The organism is Pararhodobacter zhoushanensis (assembly GCF_003990445.1).
GTDB classification, from domain to species: domain Bacteria; phylum Pseudomonadota; class Alphaproteobacteria; order Rhodobacterales; family Rhodobacteraceae; genus Pararhodobacter; species Pararhodobacter zhoushanensis.
This window is the reverse complement of the sequence record NZ_REEZ01000001.1, coordinates 603,800-617,817: the sequence shown is the minus strand read 5'-3', so window position 1 is coordinate 617,817 and position 14,018 is coordinate 603,800. Positions and strand designations below refer to the sequence as shown.

Sequence of the window (14,018 nt, the reverse complement as noted above, 5' to 3'; positions counted from 1 at the left end):
ATAGCGCAAGGCAGAGGCAGGTGAAAGGGGGCGAGGGGTGCTACGTGGCGGTGCTGCGCGCATTGCAGGCCCCGCTTGGTAGACAAGCGACGCAAACCGTGATCAATCCTGCCCTGTTTTGCGGACAGGCAGCTTTCGGCAGCGGCCTGCCATGGACCCGGAAATGATGCCCCGCAAGGGCAAGACGACACAACGGACGGCCCCGAGCATGCAGAGCTACACCATTTTCGCCTATCACCTTTGTACCTACGCCTGGGCGCTGGCCTATGCGGCGATCATCTATCGGGGGTTCAAGGATAAGTCCTACGGCATGCCGATTGTCGCGCTGACGCTGAACCTGGCCTGGGAGCTGGTGTTTGCGCTGCTGATCCCGCCTTATGGCAGCGCCGATGCGACGCTGATCCCGCATGGCGGGCTGAAGGCGCAGATGATCTTTCTGGTCTGGGCGACGCTGGACGTGGTGATCCTGTATACGTATTTCAAATACGGCTACAAATATTTCGTCGAGAAATACAATGTCAGCCGGCGCTCGTGGGTCGCGTTCACCGTGGCGATGCTGATCTTTTCGTTCTTCATCATGTACAACGGCGGCAATTTCCTGCGCCAGTTCACGCTGTATTTCAACAACGACCAGATCGAGGGCGCCAAGGTTATCGCCTTCATCCAGAACGCGTTGATGTCGATCTCGTTCATCGCGATGTACTACATGCGCGGCAATACCGACGGGCAGAGCTTTACCATCGCCTGGGCCAAGTGGATCGGCTCGTCGATGACCGGCGGGATTATCTATACGATCACCCATGCCGATGACGGGGCCTTCGTGATCACCTTCATTGCCGCGATCTTCGTGGCGGATCTGTACTACATGTTCCTGATGTACCGCGCGCTCAAGCGTCAGGGGATCAACCCCTGGACGCGGTTCTGAGGCGGCAAGACCGGCGCGTGGGGCCCCTCACGCGCCGGGTTCGTCCCGGGTAAACGCCGCCTTGATCGAGGCGGCCGAGAATGGCTTTTGCACGATGGGGCAGGGCGGATAGACCTCGGCCAGTTCGGCCGAGGCGCCATAGCCGGTAGCCAGCACGAAGGGCACGCCCTTGGCATGCAGGGCTTCGGCCACCGGGACCGACTGTTCCTCACCCAGATTGACATCGAGCAGCGCCAGATCGACCGGGTTATTCGCGATCCAGTCCAGCGCGGCGGCGACGCTGGCGACGATCTTGACTTCAGACGCACCCAGATCCTCAAGGATGCCTGCCGCGTCCATGGCGATGATCAAGGTATCCTCAAGCACCAGCGCCCTGCCGGAGATGCCGGCCGTGCGCGCGGGGTCAACGGCCGGCGGGCCGGCGGGTACGGTTTCGGTGGTGCGGATTTCACTGATCGCGGTGGGGGGCAGGCGGAATTGCGCCTCGACCCCCGACGTCCGATAGGCAATCTGCGCATCGCCGCGCAGCTCGTGCGGGATGGAATTTTCGATGATCGTAGAGCCAAAGCCGCGCCGCTTGGGAGGCGACACCGGCGGACCGCCGCGCTCGACCCAATCGATGAGCAACCCGCCCGAACTGTCGGTGCCCAGCGTGATCTGGATGCGCCCCGATCTGTCGCAGAGCGCGCCGTATTTCATCGAGTTGGTCGCCATCTCATGCAGCACCAGCGCCATCGTCGTATAGGCCCGCGGGGTGATCATCGCGTCGGGGCCGGTGATGTGCACCCGTTCTGTCTTGTCGTCGGCATAGGCGGCAAATTCGCAGGTGATCAGCGAGATCAGCGAACTGGGCTCCCAATGCTCGGCGGTCAGCTGGTCATGGGCGCGGGCCAGCGACTGAATGCGACCGTCCAGATTGTCGGTGAACTCCTCCAGCGTGCGGGCTGAGGACCGCGACTGTGCCAGCAGTCCGCGCATCAGGTTGAGGATGTTGCGCACCCGGTGGTTCAGTTCGGAGATCAGCAGCTCTTGCTGCTCTTGCGCGCGCTTGCGCTCGAGGCTGGTCGCCTCGGTGATCTTCAGGAAGATCTCCAGCAGCACCGTGCGCAGTATCTCAGCCGCGTGAACCTGCTGGCCCGTCCACGGCGCGCTGCGCCCCTGAGCCGTTTCGCGCCAGACATCGAAGCTTTTGCGCGGGGTCAGGCGGACGCCGTTGGGGCCTACGGTCACCGGCTTGGACGGATCGCCTGCCCAGTCGATGGTCTCATGCACCGGGCGGCGCGAGAGCAGCAGATAGTCGCGCGGGCGCTTGGAGATCGGGATCGCCAGAATGCCCGCGACCCGGTCCTGATAATCGCGCGCCGTGTCATGCACCTTGCCCAGACACTCGCTGGCGAACACGCCCGAGCCGATGGAGCGGTCCAGAAACCGGGCCAGCGCGCGGGCTTCTTCTTCGCTGAGTGCGGTGCCGGTGGCGCTGTAGGTGCCATCTTCGATCAGCGCGAGGCCGTCATGCGGGATGACGCCGCGAATATCCTCGGACGCAAACAGCAGGCTTTCCGACAGCGCGCGGCCATCGGCCATATGGCTCATCAACAGGGTCTGCAGGCGGCCGGTCTGTTGCTCGGCCTCCTTGCGGGCGCGGTCTTCGAAGCTGGTCAGCTCATACGAGAAGATATGCCCGAACATCTCGATCGCGGTGCGGCGCTCGTAGTCGATGTAGCGCGGGCTGTGGTGGTGGCAGGCAAACAGGCCCCACAGCTTGCCCTCTTTCATGATCGACACCGACATCGAGGCCTGAACGCCCATGTTGGTCAGATATTCGATATGGATCGGTGACACGGCGCGGGTCACGGCCAGCGACAGGTCAAGCGGACGGCCCGACAGGTCAATACCCGGATGGATCGGGCTGCCGGGATCGCTGACATCGGCGATCAGCCGCAAGAGCGAGCGTTGATAGAGCGCGCGGGCCTGTACCGGAATGTCCGAGGCCGGGAACATCATCCCGTCATATTTCTGCCGCCCGTCCAGGCGGGCCTCGGCGATGACCTTTCCCGAATGATCAGGCTGGAACTGATAGACCATCACGCTGTCAAAGCCCGACAGCGCCTGCAATCCGCGCGCCGCGTCCATCGCCAGCGTGCGCAGGCTGCCATTGCGGCGGACGGCGGCGATCTGGGGGTAAACCTCGGACATCACGTCACGACCGCTGGCGGCGCGCTTGGGCTCAAACTCGACAATCAGATGCGTGCCGGATTGATGGATCGACACGTCAAACGCCCGGCCATTGGCGCGCATAACCACGCCAAACAGCCGCACCACGCCATCGGGAGACTGCACGCTGCGCAGGGTCTCACGGATGCGGGCGAAGCCGTCGGACACGATCAGCGCCGTCAGCGGCGCGCCGAGCGCCTGCTCAACCTCAACCCCCAGAATATCGGGCAGGTTGGCCGAGGCATGCTGCACGATCCAGTCGGATGAGACAGCCAGCAACGCGCCGTAAGATTGCACGCGGCCCAGCTGGTGGATCGGCTCGCGGTCGCAGTTGGTCAGATCGACAGAGGGGGTGGGAGAGATCATAGAGCAGCAACTTTTTCAGGGGCGTCTTGCAGGCGCGCGGCCTGCTGAAACAGCGAGAAGGCGGTGTTGGTATCGGCGATGACCGCCGCCGCGCGGGGCGACGCCGGATCAAGGGCGTCAAGCGCCGCGCAATGCGCGCGCCACAGGTCGGGCTGCGGCGACAGCTGGAAATAGGTCGGGATGGCGCCGGGCGGATGATCGCCAAAGATCTGGCGGCGCAGCACCTCGGTGCCCAGCCGCGAGCCGAGGATCAGGTAATCGACCGCCAGCGGGTCAAGCCCCCGCAACGGCTGCGCCGGGTGCGCAGTTGTCCCGCAGGCCGCAAGATCGGCATCGAGACGAGCGATCAGATCCCGCAGCACGGGCGTGCAGATCAGTGCCCCAGGGTCAGCGCTGCAAAAAACCGCCCACAACCCGGCGCGCTGGGTCGCCAGAAACCACAGCAGGTGTTCGATCGGAGCGGCGGTGAAACGGGCGAGGCCGTGCTCGGTTGCCACGTGCTGGGCCTGCGTCTGCTGACGCAGATCGTGTCGAAAAGAGAGACGCGTCAAAATAGGCCGACCCTTTGTGCACCTTGGCTTTCAAAGCGTTTCACAATTGAGAGTCGCAAAACGTTGAACACAACGTTGATGGACTGCAAAAAGTTCCGCGCGGCGAGGGGATTTTTCCAATAAAACGTACGTTCTACCGGCGATTGTGCGACCGGTCGGCGCGGATCGGATCGCCCAGCAGCCGCAACCCGTTGAGCACCACCAGAACCGTCCCGCCCTCATGCCCGATCACCGCCAGAGGCAGCGGCAGTTCGAAGAAAAGTCCGCCGGTGACCAGCACCGCCATCGCCCCCAGCGCGAAGATCAGGTTCTGCTTGACGATCCGCGCCGTGCGCCGCGCAAGGCGATGCGCCTCGGCCAGACGGGTCATGTCGTCGGACAGCAGTGCCACATCGGCGGCCTGCAACGCCACCTCGGACCCTGCCGCGCCCATCGCGATGCCGACATCGGCCCGCGCCAGCGCTGCCGCGTCATTCACCCCGTCGCCGACGAAAGCCACCTTGCCCCGCGCCGCCATCGCGGCGACCAGCGCCACCTTGTCGGCGGGCAGCAGGTCGGCGTGGATTTCATCGGGTTCCAGCCCCAGATCCGCCCCGATCCTGAGCGCCACGGCCCTGCGGTCACCGGTCATCATCGCGCGCTCGGATATGCCGCCCGCGCGCAGCGCCGCCAGCCCGGCGCGCGAGCTGGGGCGCGGCTGGTCGGCCACCGTGACCGCGCCCAACAGCTCGGCCCCGCGTCCCGCATAGATTAACGTCTGTGCGCCGTCGGCCAGTGCCGTGACCGCAGGCCGGGTCACATCCGCCCCCATCCGCGCCGCCATGCGGGCGTTGCCGGCCCAGAGCGCGCCCTGCGCATCCTCGCCCAGAATGCCCTCGCTGGGCGCGGCATGGACGTTTTGCGCCGCGACGATGGTCAATCCGCGCCGCGTCATCTCGGCGCGCAACGCGTGGCCAATGGGATGCTCTGAATGCGCCTCAAGCCCTGCCAAAGTCGACAGAAACGCGTCTTCGTCGCCCGCCGCCCAAACCCCTGTCACCTCGGCCTTGCCGGTGGTCAGCGTCCCGGTCTTGTCGAACGCAAAAGCGCGCACCTCGGCCAAGGTTTCCAGCGCCGCGCCGCCCTTGAACAACACGCCGCCCCGCGCCGCTGCCGACAGCGCCGACAGGATCGCGGCGGGGACCGAGATCACCACGGCGCAGGGACTGGCCGCCACCAGCAGCGTCGCGGAACGGTAAAGCGCGTCGTCCCAGCTCCAGCCCAGCAGCAGGAAGACGCCCAAGGCCAGCGACGCGCCAAGAAGTACCGCCACAGTATAGCGCTGGCCAAACCACGCGCTGAACCGCTCGGACGGGGCCTTGGCCGCCTGCGCATCGGTGACCAGCGCGATCATCCGGGCCACGGTTGACTCGGCTGTGCCATGCGAGACGGTCACATCGAGCACGCCGTCCAGATTGACCGTCGCCTCGAACACCGGGTCTCCGGCGGCTTTGTGAACGGGCATCGACTCGCCGGTGATCGTGCTTTCATCCAGCGCGCCATCGCCCGAGGCAATCACCCCGTCCACCGGCACCCGCGCGCCGGGGCGCAGGACGACGGTGTCGCCGGGGATCAGCGAGGCCACGGCGACCTCGCGCAGCGCGTCGCCTTCGCGCTTCAGGGCCGTATCCGGGCGCAGCGCCATCAGCGCCTCGACCGCGCGGCGGGCGCGGCCCATGGCGCGATGCTCCAGCGTGTTCGACAGCGAGAAGAGCGTCAGCAGCACCGCCCCCTCGATCGCGGCCCCGACCGAGAGCGCGGCCAGCGCGGCGACGACCATGAGCAGGTCGATGTCGAACACACGCGCGCGCCACAGTTCACGCCCCGCCGTCAGCGTCGCGGGCACCCCACCGGCCAGATAGGCGAGGATCAGGGCGGGCGGGCCAAACCCGTCGGGCATCGGTGTCCAGTGCGCCAGCGCGGCCACGATCAGCCCCAGCGCCGTGAGGGCGCTCAGCGCCAGGTCCATCGTGTCGATCCAGCGTTTCATGGCATTCGTCCTTGGTTCACGCCGCAGGCAGAGCATGGCGGGCGGTCTGAAACAAGGGCCAAGCACGCGTTGTGGGCTCTTGGCCTTCGGGCACGGCGTCGCAGCTTCCCCACTGAAAACCCGCAAGACGATTTGGGGACTGGGATTGTGGCGCGCGGTCAGCCGACTGTCCTGACTGTCGCGAGCTGGGGGCCTTGTGCGTACATCAGCGCTTTTGCTTGAGGGACGGCTGGCTGCCGCTATCGTCGGCCCGTATCGCGGTGTGGTAAATCCGGCCTTTCGCGAAAAGGTACGCGAAGCCGTGAAGGTGCCCCTGACAGTTCCACGCCGCATCATGAGCGGTTGAGAGCGCGACCGGCCGGGGGCCGGGCGCGCCTTTGTTGGTTTCACGCCCGGCGCGCGGTGGCGGGTTCGGGGATCTCGGTGCGCCAGACGGGCAGGCGGATGACCGCGCGCGTGCCGGTGTCGGTGGTGCGTACCAGAAAGTCGCCGCCGTGCAGCTCGACCAGCTTGCGGGTCAGCGGCAAGCCCAGCCCCAGACCGCCGCGCGTGTCACGGTTCTTGATGGCGCCGCCCACCACGAAGGGCTCATAGAGCCGCGCCAGATCGACGTGATCTTCCAGCCGCCCGTTGTCGGAGACCCACAGCTCAAGATTACCGTCGTCATCCAGCTGCGCACCGACGCTGATCTGGTCGCCGCCGTGGTTGATGGCGTTCAGCGCCATGGCATTCAGGGCGGTTTTCATATGGTCGGGATCAAGCTGAACACGCAGTGACACGGAATCCGGATCGCGCTTAATGGTTTTCAAAGCACCCGAGGCACCCGGCAGCGTCATGCCCTCGATGGCCGCGAACAGCTCGGACAGGTCACACAGTTGCTCGTTCAGCTGCACCTCGCCCGTCGTGGCATCACTGAAATGGATGATCGTCTCGACCAGTGCCATCAGATGTTCGACGGATTTGCGCGCGGCATGGGTCAGGCGTGGGTTCGCGGGCTCGCCTTCGTGCATTTCGAGCAGGCGCAGGCTGCCAAACAGGATGGTCAGCGGTGTACGCAGTTCATGGCCGATCAGGGCAATGAAGGCCTGCTTGGCCGACAGATCCTCGGTAAGGGCAGCGGGCTGCGGCGGGGCCGCTTCCAGTGCTGCGACAACGGCCCGTCCCAGATCGGCGAGGATGGCGATCGGGGCTTCGGAGGGGCTTTCATGCGGCTTGAGATCGAGCGCACAGAGACTGCCCAGCCGCTGGCCCGAGGTCAGAACCAGCGGCACACCGGCGTAAAACCGGGCCTGCGGACCGCCCGGAGCCACCATCGGGTGACGCTTGAAGCGGGGATCGGCGGACAGGTCGGGGACAACGAGCGGATCGCTGGTCATGACCGTATAAGCGCAAAAGCTCATTTCCCGCGGCATGCGGTTAAGATCCATGCCGACGACGCATTTGTACCATTGGGTATCGTCTTCAAGGATGCTGATATGCGCTACGGGGCAATCCAGCAGCTTTCGGGTGGCTTCGCAGATCGCCTCGAACAAGGCGTCATTGTCCGACCCGAGGCCGGGTACGGCGAAAACAGACCGCAAACGGGCTTCTTCGTTAAAGGGGATAGGGTAAGTACGCAACGAGATCGCTTCCTAAGGGACAGTAGTGTTGACCTAATGGTAGCGCGATTTGGGGCGCGTCAAGGGAACCCGGCTCAACGGGTTCCCGCTGCGCTGTTGCAAGAGCCGAAACTGTGCGGTTTGTGCCACGCTTTGTTTCCGGGCGCGCCCTGCTGCGGACCGGTTCGAAAGGCGCTGACAGCGCATCGTTGCCTCAGATCGGGCGGTCGATGCCGTCGTAGACCGCCTGCAACGCCCGAATGCGCCGGGTGTAGGCGTCGCGGATGCAGGCAGCATTGGCGCCGCAGGCCATACGCTCGTGCAACCAGGCACTCTGATCGTCGTGCATTGCGCCGCGCATGCCCATTGCGAACAGGCCCGAGAGCAGCCGGTACATGGTGGCCATCTCGACATCGAGATCGTTGAGGTCGCGGTTCTGGCAGATCACCTGTTCGTTGGGGGTGAGCGTGGTCAGCGTGCAGTCAAAACTGGCCGCCTGCACCGCGCCGGGCAGCAGCAGGGCAAGACAGGTAAGAGCGCTCAAAAAGCTCCGCATGGGTGTGCTCCAATCGGGCGGGGTGCCCGCGCGAAGGATACACGACGCCGCAGAGCGGTCCATGGTGCTGGCGGCTGTCCATTGGCGTCGTGACGCTAGCCTTTGGCCGGTGGGGTGCAGCGAGGGCCGCCGGACAGCAGGCAGCCGAGCGACCGTGCTCCCAAAGGGCTGGCTGTCAGCATGAGGTCCTGTCACACCCCGCGCTCGCGCTGAGAGAGGGGAGGGGCACTTATCCTGACCGACGTGCCCTCAACGCGCGCGTTTTGGTCCTGACGATATTTGCGTGCAGAAAGGGGCGGGTGGGCCAGTTTTGATTCGTTGGAATGCACAGGCGTTTGCGGCGGGTCGGGTTTTATCGGCACCGTTCCCGCAATTTGCCTCGTTAACACGCCTCTCGATTGAAGGAGACTGCTGTGGTGGTTGAGATCGGCGGGGGTTTAATCCCTTGATATCAATTTGGGGCATTTATGGCCGAGAAATATTATCGGTTGTCCTTTTCTCCCTTCTTTGTCTAGGTTTCGCGCGTCTTGCATTGCCTGTCGCAACGAATCAATTGTCCATTTGGAGACGTCTATGCCTGTTCCCAGTCGCCCCGTCGCCGTCGCCGCTTGCGCCCTGCTATGCGTCGCGGCCCCTGTCTCTGCGCAGGACTGGTCAGGCACTTACGCAGGCCTGAGCGCGGGTTACGCGGAGAGCGACGTCGATTGGACGGCCATGGGCACAAGCCTGTTCGTGCCGCCGAATGCTGGCTATTCCGCCGCCGAAAACGGCACAAGCTACGGGTTGCACGTCGGCCAGCGTTTTCAGCGGGACAATGGTCTGGTGCTTGGCTGGGAAATCGGTGTTACCGAGCTTGGCCATGATCGCCTCGCCGAGAATCCCTACACATCCGGCGAAACTTTTCAGACCCAGTTCGGCCCAATGCTGACGGTCACCGGGCAGATTGGTCAGGCGACCGGTAATTGGCTGGTTTATGCCGAAGCTGGTTTGGCATGGGCTGATCGCCAGGTCACCAATCGTGCGCCGTATTGCTCCATGGGGCCTTGCACGCTTGATCTGGCGTCCTCGCGGCCGGGGCTCGTTCTTGGGCTTGGCGTGGATTATAAAGTGAACGACCAGATGTCGATTGGCGTCAATTATCGCAACACGCGCTTTGGCTCGAGCGAAGAAGCGGGGACTGTCTCGCAGATTGGCTTCGCGGAACAGCTGCGTATTGATGGCGATGCGTCTGTCGTCAGCCTGCGGCTGAACTGGTACTTTAACTGAGCGCGTCGCCGGCACGGTCGCTGACGATTGTGCCGCGACAGCGCATTATCCGCATACCGCTTGGCGCGCCGTTCACTCAGGTGATCGATCCAGCCGTGCGGCGTCTGTGATGGCCTGCGCGACGGCCACGGGCGGCAGCGCCGTGACGGGTGTGCGTCCGACGGCCATGCGGCGTTGCCAGTTCCGGCCCCCGGCCTCGAGCCGCTGGTTGATGGCGCGCGTCGTGGCACCCTCGCTCGCCGGCAGCGGGCCGCCGAGCTGGACCGCGAGCGTATCGATGGCCTGAGTTTGTGGCCCGGCCCACAGGCACGAAAGGCTGTCGCCGTCCCACAGGATCAACGCGCGTTCATTGCCCTTGATCAACAGCGTGCCGCCGCTGTCGAGCGTGCGTTCGACCGCGGCGGTCAGCGAGTCGAGAAGCTCGATCTGCGCCTCGGGCGTGCGGTCCGGCAGGAAAGACCACAGATGCGCCGCGGCGAGTGTCGTGAGAGCGGCGCGACGCTCGGCGGTGTCGGGCTCGACCCACCCGCGCGCGTAGAGACCGTCGATAATCTCTGCGCCCTGCGCTGTCGTCGGCGTGCAATCGGCCATCAGGGCCGAAACCTCGGGCGCGGCGGTTACGGTGATCTGCGCGGCGGCGGGCAGAGGGCCGAGGCACAGGGCAGCGGCGAGCAAAAGCGTATGCGTTTTCATCTTTATCCTTCTTGCGTGAACCGGCAGCAATGACGGAAGGGGCTGGCAGTGCGCCCCGCTCAACCCTGGGGCGTCAGGCGTTCCATGTAGAACAGGTCGGTCAGCGGCGTCGGCGACGGCTCGTGCGTAAGCCGCGACCAAAGGCGCATCGACCGGGTGCCTGCATCGTCGTCCTCGATCACCCGGCGGCTCAGCTGGCCGGTGTCGGCATCGTCCTGTGCCCCGCCGTGCTGCTCCATCAGCGCGTCTGTCTCGGGGTCGCGCGGCATGCCGAGAATGCAGGTCACCTGTTCGCCACCCTCGAGCAAGGGGCGCATCGCCACAAACAGAAGTGCTGCGTCCTTTTCATAGACACGCGCCGCACCAGAGAGGACCATTTGCTCAAAATTCCCCGCCAACTGGGGGGCGCGCGCGAAGCGCTCGTCAAGATCGGCACCCTCGTCGGTGATCTCGAGCACCAGCGCGGTGGCGAGGTCCGTGTAGCGGCCGTCGCGATCGACCACGGCTTGGTGCCAGCCCTCTTGCTCAAGCGTGGCGCGGATCCCGAGACCGTCACGGCTGCGGTCGAAACACAGGGCGCTGACATCGGCCATGGTGCCGCCAAAGGCAGTGGTCGCGGTAAGGGCAAGGATGAGGCTTTGGGCGACGAGGCGAGGGGCTCGGGTCGGCAGGAAATGGGGCATGGTGTCTCCGTCAATCTGGGCGGGCATGGTGGCAAGCCCTGCCACGCATGACAAGGCGCTTGCGATCTGCGGCAGATCTGGGAAGGGACAGGAAGCAGCTCTGCGGGTCCGCGAGAAGGCAGGGCGCGAAGCCATTGGAACGGGTCTTGGCGATCCGGGGCTGGCGCTGCAATGCCGCTCAGCTGCGCCGAGGACGGAACAGTGACAGGACGTGAGGGCTGGAAACTAACGGGAAAACATGTCCATCCGGCCACCGGTTGTTGCTGCGGTGTGTCGCGAAAAATGGGTAGTCAAAGTGGTGCGGGTGAAGGGACTCGAACCCCCACGCCAAAGGCGTCAGAACCTAAATCTGGTGCGTCTACCAATTCCGCCACACCCGCAAGCCAAGGCGGCTTCTAGCAAGCCATGGCCCCGAGCGCGAGGGGGAATCGCCGTCAAAATGCGCCGGGCAGGTCATAATTTTGCCCTGATTGGTGCCAAAATGGAAACAATATAGAGCATCGCGTTTTTGTCAGAGGAAGTCATCCATGTTGTCATCCATCACGCCCCAGCTGTCGCCGCTTCCGCTTGCCACGCGCCGGTCGCGTCCGACCGGGTTGGTGCCGGGAACGTTGGTTCGGACGCGGGATGGCGAGATGCCGGTGGAGTTTCTGCTGGCGGGGGATCTCATCGAGACGGCCGACGGTCTGGTCGAGCTGCGCGGCACCTCGGTGCTGGCGGCGCGGGATGTGGATGTCGTGGTGATCGAGCCGGGCGCGCCGGTCGCGGCGGTCGGGCAGGGGCGGGCGCTGGTGGTGCCGGTGGATCAGCAGGTGCTGGTCAGTGACTGGCGGGCGATGATCCTGCACGGGCAGACGCAGATGCTGACGCCGGCCTCGTCTCTGGTGGACGATCTGCTGGTGCGCCGGGAGACGCGCGCCGCCGTGCACCTGATCCGGCTGCATTTCGACACACCCCAGGTGATCCGGGCCGACGGGATCGAGGTCGCCAGTGCGAGCACCCGCGCGCCCGTAGCCGGGGTCGAGCGCTACCTGCACTGAAGACGGTGCGCTCAAGCGCACCCTACCCGGTGGGGCCGATTACGCTACTCAGCACCGCAGGCAGGGCTTCGGGCAGATCCTCGGCGATCAGGCCCGGTCCGACGTGCCGAGCGGCGGCGGCGTGCAGCCACGCGCCGGTGCAGGCGGCAGCGTAGGGGGCAAAGCCCCGGGCCAGCAGGCCGGTGACGATCCCCGCCAGAACATCCCCCGATCCCGCCGTTGCCAGCCACGGCGCAGCCTGAGCACCGCTGGCGGCGTGGACCGCGCAGCGGCCATCGGGCGCGGCGATGACCGTATCGGGGCCTTTGAGCACCACCACGCAGCCCGCGCGCACCGCCGCCTGCCGCGCAGCGTCGAGGCGCGAGAAGGCGGGGCCGTTGACCGGTTCGGCGCCCAGACGCGCCGCCAGATCGGGAAACAACCGGGCGAATTCGCCGCCATGCGGGGTCAGCACCCAGTCTTCGGGCAGGGTGCCGCTGACCGGACCCAAGGCGGTCAGCGCATCCGCGTCCACCACCGTACGGCGGGGTTTCACCCCGCCTTCCCGCAACACGTCCATCAGCGCCGCCGCGCGCTCGATCCCCAGACCGGGGCCGAGGCAGAGCGCGGTGATGCGTGCGTCTGCCAACGCTTCCGCCAGTGTCTCGGGGCCATCGATCCGGCGCAGCATAAGCGCGGTGATCTGCGCGGCGACCTCCATCATCGCCGAGCCCGGCACACCGAGTGTCACCAAACCGGCCCCGATGCGCAGCGCGGCACGGGCAGAGAGACGGGCAGCACCGGTACGGCCCATGCCGCCGCTCAGGATCAACGCGTGGCCATGGGTGAACTTGTGCGCGGCGGTGGTTTTGTCGAGCTGCGCAAAGGCGGGGTCGGTGGGGGTGACGAGGCTGACCGTCCCACCCGCAACCTTTCGCCATGCGCCCACGCCGATATCCACGGTTACCACGTCGCCGCACAGCTCTGGTCCCAGGGCCAGCACATGACCCGGCTTGCGCCAGCCGAAGGTGACGGTGAGCGCCGCACGGGCCGGAGTGCCGCCGGGGATCAGGCTGCGCCCGCTGTCCAGGCACAGGCCTGAGGGGGCGTCGACGGCCACCAACCGTTCGGATACTCCCGCAAGCGCTGCCATGACCCGCGCCAGTTCGCCCTCGAGCGGCCGCGACAAGCCAGTGCCGAACACCGCGTCGATGAAGACATCCGCCTGCGGCCCCTCTGCCAACGCCTCAACCGTCAGAGGCGCAACCGGCCCTTTCCATGCCCGCGCGTTCCACGCGGCGTCAGGGGGCGTCCGGTCCGCGCCTGCGGCCGCCAGAACCCGCACCGTCCAGCCCCGTGCCGCCAGCAGCCGCGCAACTGCGAACCCGTCGCCGCCGTTGTTACCCGGCCCGCAGAGCACGCAGCCGCTTTGCGCTCCCGGCCAGCGGGTCAGAAGGGCGGCAACGACCCCCCCGGCGGCGCGTTCCATCAGGGTCAGACCGCTCACCGCCGCCGACTCAATCGCAGCCGTTTCTATGGCGCGCATTTGTGCAGATGTTACTAATTCGGTCACGTCCGCCCCGTTTGCATTCAGTTGAAGCCTAAACTATAGTACATTTGCACAAATAATGTGCGATATAGGGGGATTTCCGCCGCGAATGGTGGAAAAGCCGTAGCCCGGCAGGCTAGCGGATTGTCGCCTTGGCGGGAACGTGGTCTGAGGGTTGCGAGCCCGAACCCGGAGGGAGCGTCCGCGCATGAAAAAGATCGAAGCTATCATCAAGCCCTTCAAACTGGATGAAGTGAAGGAAGCCCTTCAGGAAATCGGTATTCAGGGGCTGTCGGTGATCGAGGTCAAGGGCTTCGGACGCCAGAAGGGGCACACGGAACTCTATCGCGGCGCTGAATACGTCGTCGATTTTCTGCCCAAGGTTAAGATCGAAGTGGTGCTGACCGACGATATGGTTGATCCCGCGATCGAAGCGATCATTGCCGCCGCGCGGACCGACAAGATCGGCGATGGCAAGATTTTCGTTTCACCCGTCGAACAGGTGATCCGCATTCGTACCGGTGAAACCGGCGACGACGCGGTCTGAGCCTAAACTTTACACTACAATC

General features: G+C 65.3%; 12 protein-coding genes and 1 tRNA gene. 4 read left to right on the top strand and 9 right to left on the bottom strand.

Annotation, left to right across the window (positions count from 1 at the left end; translation table 11 throughout):
- The first annotated feature begins 208 nt into the window (after positions 1-208).
- A complete protein-coding gene (locus EAE28_RS02970; RefSeq protein ID WP_127104319.1) occupies positions 209-925 on the top strand; it encodes a transmembrane-type terpene cyclase in 717 nt (238 codons plus the stop codon).
- A gap of 27 nt (positions 926-952) precedes the next feature.
- Here EAE28_RS02970 and EAE28_RS02965 read toward each other — a convergent pair whose 3' ends face one another.
- The 5 genes from EAE28_RS02965 to EAE28_RS02945 form a co-directional block, all read right to left on the bottom strand.
- On the bottom strand, positions 953-3,505 hold the full coding sequence (locus tag EAE28_RS02965) for an HWE histidine kinase domain-containing protein (protein WP_127104318.1): 2,553 nt from the start codon (positions 3,503-3,505) through the stop codon (positions 953-955).
- Complete coding sequence (locus EAE28_RS02960; protein ID WP_246022238.1) at positions 3,502-4,002, bottom strand: heme oxygenase-like domain-containing protein; 501 nt, start codon at positions 4,000-4,002, stop codon at positions 3,502-3,504. The genes EAE28_RS02965 and EAE28_RS02960 overlap by 4 nt, the downstream gene beginning before the upstream one ends.
- A gap of 187 nt (positions 4,003-4,189) precedes the next feature.
- The gene (locus tag EAE28_RS02955; protein WP_127104317.1) at positions 4,190-6,085 is read right to left on the bottom strand and encodes a heavy metal translocating P-type ATPase; all 1,896 of its coding nucleotides are present in this window, start codon (positions 6,083-6,085) and stop codon (positions 4,190-4,192) included.
- Between the two features lie 386 nt (positions 6,086-6,471).
- The gene (locus EAE28_RS02950; protein ID WP_246022236.1) at positions 6,472-7,665 is read right to left on the bottom strand and encodes a GAF domain-containing sensor histidine kinase; all 1,194 of its coding nucleotides are present in this window, start codon (positions 7,663-7,665) and stop codon (positions 6,472-6,474) included.
- A gap of 232 nt (positions 7,666-7,897) precedes the next feature.
- Positions 7,898-8,239: a lysozyme inhibitor LprI family protein gene (locus EAE28_RS02945; protein ID WP_127104315.1), complete on the bottom strand. Its 342-nt coding sequence runs from the start codon at positions 8,237-8,239 to the stop codon at positions 7,898-7,900.
- Between the two features lie 573 nt (positions 8,240-8,812).
- Between EAE28_RS02945 and EAE28_RS02940 the strand changes: the two genes are divergently transcribed.
- The gene (locus EAE28_RS02940) at positions 8,813-9,505 is read left to right on the top strand and encodes an outer membrane protein (protein ID WP_127104314.1); all 693 of its coding nucleotides are present in this window, start codon (positions 8,813-8,815) and stop codon (positions 9,503-9,505) included.
- Positions 9,506-9,577: 72 nt separating this feature from the next.
- On the opposite strand, the gene EAE28_RS02935 is transcribed toward EAE28_RS02940, so the two are convergent.
- The 3 genes from EAE28_RS02935 to EAE28_RS02925 all read right to left on the bottom strand — a co-directional run bounded on the left by EAE28_RS02935 (position 9,578) and on the right by EAE28_RS02925 (position 11,261).
- A complete protein-coding gene (locus EAE28_RS02935; RefSeq protein WP_127104313.1) occupies positions 9,578-10,198 on the bottom strand; it encodes a hypothetical protein in 621 nt (206 codons plus the stop codon).
- 59 nt (positions 10,199-10,257) lie between these two features.
- Positions 10,258-10,881 (bottom strand): hypothetical protein, encoded by a 624-nt coding sequence (locus EAE28_RS02930; RefSeq protein ID WP_127104312.1) that lies wholly within the window; start codon positions 10,879-10,881, stop codon positions 10,258-10,260.
- Between the two features lie 296 nt (positions 10,882-11,177).
- Positions 11,178-11,261, bottom strand: a tRNA-Leu gene (locus EAE28_RS02925).
- Between the two features lie 147 nt (positions 11,262-11,408).
- Between EAE28_RS02925 and EAE28_RS02920 the strand changes: the two genes are divergently transcribed.
- On the top strand, positions 11,409-11,921 hold the full coding sequence (locus EAE28_RS02920; protein ID WP_127104311.1) for a Hint domain-containing protein: 513 nt from the start codon (positions 11,409-11,411) through the stop codon (positions 11,919-11,921).
- A gap of 22 nt (positions 11,922-11,943) precedes the next feature.
- Here the strand turns inward: EAE28_RS02920 and EAE28_RS02915 are convergent, their stop codons facing one another.
- A complete protein-coding gene (locus EAE28_RS02915) occupies positions 11,944-13,473 on the bottom strand; it encodes an NAD(P)H-hydrate dehydratase (RefSeq protein WP_127104310.1) in 1,530 nt (509 codons plus the stop codon).
- Between the two features lie 184 nt (positions 13,474-13,657).
- Here EAE28_RS02915 and EAE28_RS02910 point away from each other — a divergent pair, with 184 nt between their 5' ends.
- Positions 13,658-13,996 carry a P-II family nitrogen regulator gene (locus EAE28_RS02910; protein ID WP_127104309.1) on the top strand — a complete coding sequence of 113 codons (339 nt, stop codon included), beginning with the start codon at positions 13,658-13,660 and terminating at the stop codon, positions 13,994-13,996.
- Positions 13,997-14,018: the final 22 nt, after the last annotated feature.